Annotated in this window: 6 protein-coding genes; 4 read left to right on the top strand and 2 right to left on the bottom strand. The window is 44.7% G+C overall.

The window, feature by feature from the left end:
- The 3 genes from LUQ50_RS08630 to LUQ50_RS08620 form a co-directional block, all read left to right on the top strand.
- On the top strand, positions 1 to 1,762 hold a 1,762-nt coding region (locus tag LUQ50_RS08630), incomplete at its 5' end, for an ATP-dependent DNA helicase (protein ID WP_300039207.1).
- On the top strand, positions 1,753 to 2,229 hold the full coding sequence (locus LUQ50_RS08625) for a methylated-DNA--[protein]-cysteine S-methyltransferase (RefSeq protein ID WP_300039204.1): 477 nt from the start codon (positions 1,753 to 1,755) through the stop codon (positions 2,227 to 2,229). The genes LUQ50_RS08630 and LUQ50_RS08625, both read left to right, overlap by 10 nt.
- Positions 2,226 to 2,828: a molybdenum cofactor guanylyltransferase gene (locus LUQ50_RS08620; RefSeq protein ID WP_300039202.1), complete on the top strand. Its 603-nt coding sequence runs from the start codon at positions 2,226 to 2,228 to the stop codon at positions 2,826 to 2,828. Before LUQ50_RS08625 ends, LUQ50_RS08620 begins: the two co-directional genes overlap by 4 nt.
- Positions 2,829 to 2,845: 17 nt before the next feature.
- Here the strand turns inward: LUQ50_RS08620 and LUQ50_RS08615 are convergent, their stop codons facing one another.
- Positions 2,846 to 4,066 (bottom strand): hypothetical protein, encoded by a 1,221-nt coding sequence (locus LUQ50_RS08615; protein ID WP_300039199.1) that lies wholly within the window; start codon positions 4,064 to 4,066, stop codon positions 2,846 to 2,848.
- Between the two features lie 113 nt (positions 4,067 to 4,179).
- On the opposite strand from LUQ50_RS08615, the gene LUQ50_RS08610 reads away from it, so the two are divergent.
- Complete coding sequence (locus LUQ50_RS08610) at positions 4,180 to 4,446, top strand: hypothetical protein (protein ID WP_300039196.1); 267 nt, start codon at positions 4,180 to 4,182, stop codon at positions 4,444 to 4,446.
- 8 nt (positions 4,447 to 4,454) lie between these two features.
- On the opposite strand, the gene LUQ50_RS08605 is transcribed toward LUQ50_RS08610, so the two are convergent.
- Positions 4,455 to 4,925 (bottom strand): CheR family methyltransferase (locus LUQ50_RS08605; protein ID WP_300039194.1); only part of this gene is annotated, 471 nt, incomplete at its 5' end.

Raw genomic sequence — 4,925 nt, 5'->3', positions numbered from 1 at the left:
GCTTAAATATTCGTACCTGGTCGGGAAGGGTTCCCTCTGCCCACTTGGCGGAATCGGTGATGTATACCGGAAATGTGAAGCGGTTAAAGCTTTTTCAACTTCACTCATTAAGGAACGGGCAGACAGGGGAGCGATGGATCCATCACGGGATCCATTCATCCTTCAGCAGATCAAGAAGAATGATCCAGATCATCCTCTGATCTGCCCTTTTTTTATCAGAAGCAAGACCGCTGTGTATTCAGAAAAAAGTGGAAATATTAAACTCATACCTTCTGATGCATGCAAACGAAAAGCAGAATTGATCTCGTCGAAAGGGGTAGATCCACATCAGGTGGGTGACCTCTGCGAAGGTCTCTGCCCGTATGAAGTGATGGTTCAGGCATCTCAACAGGTTGATCTTCTGGTACTCAACTATCATCACCTCTTCGATGATCAGATCCGTGAGCAGTTATATCTGAATCTTCAGCGCGAGCCTGCTGAAATTCTTCTTCTCGTTGATGAAGCACACAACTGTGGGGATGTTATGCAGGACATCCTCTCGGTATCCCTCGATCAACAGGCATTGGAAGCAGCAGAACGGGAGATCGGTACCCTGAAGAAGGAGATGAAGAACCTGGAAGCGATCCGTCATCTGATTCCTCAGGTAAACCGGTTCATTGACGGGCTCAAACGTTCAATGGAGACCGAGGACTGGTTTGATCCTGCAATCTTTTCCCGGATGGTACTTCGTGAATCATTTTACACCAGTATCGATGAAGTTGTTGATCAACTGATGGATGTCTCCGAGGTGGTGAAAGAAGCGAATACGAAGAAAGGGGATTATAAGGCAACTGGGATCGAGCGGTTGACCGCTTTCTTATATCGATTGAACCTTTCTCTTCACAATCCTTCTTATCTTACTGTGTATCAGAAAGATCAGGAAAATATTCAACTCAAGGCTCAAAATATCGATCCATCCCCTGCTCTGTCCACTCTTGCCAAAGAACATTCCTGCATGATCCTGATATCCGGAACTCTTACGCCGTTGTCCAGTTATCAGCAACTCTATTTCCGCACCCTTACTGATTCGGTCCCAGTAAGACAGTTTCAACTTCCGAATGCTTTTCCCCGGGAAAATCGTCTCATACTCGGGACTTCTGATATTACCTCAGCCTATTCCATGCGACAGAATAAGGAACACAATGAGCGACTCATCAAATATATTCTGGCATTCGCTTCAAGCCCCGGAAATCTTGCTGTGTATTTCCCCTCATATCAGGTGCTTGAATCAGTCGTCAGGGATGTTGAAATTCATATCCAGAAAGAAGTGTTTATTGAACCCAAAGAAAGTTCTGAAGCCGGACAATTCCTGTCCCGGTTTATGAATCTCCCCCGTATGGGTCGTTCCGGGATTTTATTTGCGGTTTGTGGGGGAAAATTTTCTGAAGGGCTTGATTACCGTGGTGAGATGTTGACCGGAGCAATGGTTATCGGACTCCCGCTTGCTCCCTGGAACCGGGTTAGACAGATGATTATGGATTATTATACCCAACGATATGGAGAAGAGGGGAAGTTTCTTGCCTATACACTTCCGGCTCTCAATAAAGTTCAACAGGCACTTGGCAGAGTGCTTCGAACCCCTGAGGATCGAGGTATTCTGGTCTTTGGTGAGAAACGGTTTCTTGAAGAACAGATCAAATCACGACTACCGGTTTGGATTCAGGAAGAACTTGTCCTCTGCACATATGATGAATTTTCCCGTCAGATCAGGAGATGGAAGTGAGTGAGGGTTCATGTCGTCTCGGTTTATGGTATGTAAATGTGACCTGGGAAGATACGGTGGTTCATCGAATCAGATTTCAGCGGACCGGTATCCCGGGTCCGGTACCTGATCCAATCACCCGGTATCTGGCAGGGAGAACAACTACTCTTGAGCCGATGATAAGCCTTCTCCCTGAACGGCCAGATACCTATGGGCATATCTACCAGGCTGTTCTGGCTATCCCTTATGGTTCTGTCCGAACCTATGGTGAAGTTGCAAAACAGGCAGGTACCAATCCACGAACCGTTGGTCTTGCCATGAGTAGAAATTCAACTCCACTCATTATCCCCTGCCACCGGGTGGTTGCATCAAACGGTCTTGGTGGATTCACTCCTGATGTCTGGATCAAAAAGGAGCTCCTACGGATAGAAGCAGATGTGGTAAAAAAACTGATGAAACATGATCGCAACTTTCAGGAATTTCCATGATCTCCGGGAAAATTGGGCGATCAGCTCTCATTCTGCTTGGAGGTTTGGCGACTCGTGCGGGAGGACAGGCAAAATATCTGTTTGAATACCAGGGGGAGACCTTTTTACAACGCCAGATTCGTGTACTCAGTTCGATAACAGATGAGATCATCATGAGCTGCCGAAATGAAGAACAGGCAGCTGACATATCAACCTGTTATTCTTATCCCTGTGTTATCGATGTCAGGAAAGGAATGGGACCTGTAGAAGGGATTCACACCGGCGCTTTGCAGGCACAGGGAGAACTGATCCTTGTGGTTGCTTGTGATATGCCATTGATCTCATCCGTAGTAATTGAATACATTTTTAACCAGATTGGTGATGCGGATGTTGCGATCCCGGGTTGGGATGATGGCAATCTTGAACCTCTTCATGCAGTTTACCGGCGTGATGCTCTTCTCCGATTTTTTGCAGATCATACCGCTGTGAAAATAAGGGATATCACCGATGAGCTGAACCGGAAGATAATACCTATACATGAGATCCGTGCATTGGATCCTGATCTTACAACATTTACTAATATCAATGATCTTCAGGCATTTCGCGATCTGAAATCCTGATCGGATTAAAAATGAGGTTATCCGGTAGTATTGATTCGGGAGATCATGAGACCTCCATATTTCTGAAGATCAGCCAGAGTTACTGCCGGGACTGAGTAACTCACGAGTTCTACCAGATAGAGACTCTGAACGAATGCTACCTCTGACTTTCGTACCGACTCATATTGAAATCCACCCTGACCAATCAGGGTTGCTGCAGGACTTTCCGCACTTGCAGCAGTTTTCAACCCTGCGAGTGCTGCTAATGCTTTTTCAGTAGAATCATATCTTTTGATATTCTGCTGGAGTTTATGTCCGGTTATGGGATTTACAAAGACAGACTCGTATGCTGCATCAGTGTGAGTTATGTCGCCTGAAACTTTCCAGTCGGCAGGAAGATCAGACAGGGTCAGGTATATTGCAGGTATTAGTCCTGCCTCCTTTTTCCTGGTATCAATCAGGTTAGATACATTCTGGAACTGGGAGAGCGTTGCAGAATTTACCGAAACTTTAAGAATCACACTTGCATTCATGAGATTGCCAACAAGATCAAACTGATATGATCCCGAAGAGCGAAGGACAACAGTCTTATTTGTCTGGCTGTATGTCTTCCCAAATCCTTCTCTGAGTACCTCTGATCCATCTTTCTGATTGTATACCCGTAGTTCAAACCAGGCATCTTTGAGTGGCCGGTTAACGGTTATCTCGATCTGACCTTCTTTGTCTCCGGTTCGTTTCTGGTATGAGATTACATCAGTTCCGTTGACCGGCATAAATTTGAGATCGATATATATGGGAGGATTTTCAAGCGTGTAAGCATACGCAATAGCGTCATTTGCAAAAGAATGATTGATCTCGTATATCGTTATAAATTCAGCATTCGGTCCGATTGCTGATCGGTTATTGAGTGCTGAGTATGACTGTGTATCAGTCGGTACAGGCAGTCCTTCCAGACTGCGTGGAGTAACCTTTACGATTGGAATATCCGGGGGGATCATCGTGGTATTATTAGACCCTCCTTCTGGAGTGGATTGTATCGTACCCGGTGATTGAATAGCGGTACCTGTTCCAGGGGTAACCGGTGTTGGTGTTCTGGTGTCAAGCCCGGATGTCAGATTTCCTGATGAACCTGCAGATCCATATGCAGCAGCATCTGTAGTCCCAGCTGGAGGGGTTACCTCCACACAACCACAGATCAGTAGAATGCAGCAGATGAGAAGGATGATCCCTATCTCTCTGAACTGTTCTCCCCATTCCATACATACACTTGAGAACGTGTTAAAATATCTACTTACTCATCGGTTTAATTATCTCATCTTCACGCAATAATCAGAGTATTTAATAAGCTGTCATACATATTGTGGAGTACCTGATGAAACTACTGAACCTCAGGCTATGGGGCCCTTTTTACGTTGCTGGCCTGCTAATTATTCTGGTAGCAATGTGGGTGATAGAGGCAATCCGCCCGAAAGGGATAGCGCTATGGATCGGCAGTTTGCTGATTCTTATCGGGGTAGTATTCAACTTTTATATGATGTACGGTGAGATTAAGGCTCACGAAGAAAAACAGGAGCTGAACCGTGAATTATCTGGTCTTGATCCCCTTCCCAAAAAGAAAGGACTCTTTAAAAGAGGATGAGATTTTTATTATTCGATCTTTTGAAAAACTTTCAGCATAGGTTTGTATGCCTTGAAGAGATGTTCGACATCCTTCGCCATGTATTCAGACATTCCCATGATATAATATCCGTCCTTTGCAAGACTTTCATGAACGAGTTTTACCAGACCTTTCTTCTGTTGTTCATTGAAGTAGATTGTTACATTCCGGCATGACACCATATCCATCATTCTTGCAATGGGGGATGTTGTCATAAGATCATGTGCCTGGAATTTAACAATCTGCTTGATATGATCTTTAATATAATATTTCCCATCCTCTTTTTTATCAAAATGCTTGGTAATTTGGGAATCTGACATATTTTCGAGGGCATTTTTCTCGTATGCACCTATTTTTGCTTTTTTGAGCATCTCTTCATCAATGTCAGTTGCAATGATTGAACCGTTGTATGCCGGTCCCGTCTTTCCCAATTCATATAGAATAATTGCGTAGGTGTATGG

Source organism: Methanospirillum sp. (assembly GCF_028679455.1).
Lineage (GTDB): Archaea > Halobacteriota > Methanomicrobia > Methanomicrobiales > Methanospirillaceae > Methanospirillum.
The sequence above is the reverse complement of the archived record's forward strand: the minus strand, read 5'-3'. Positions and strand labels throughout refer to the sequence as shown.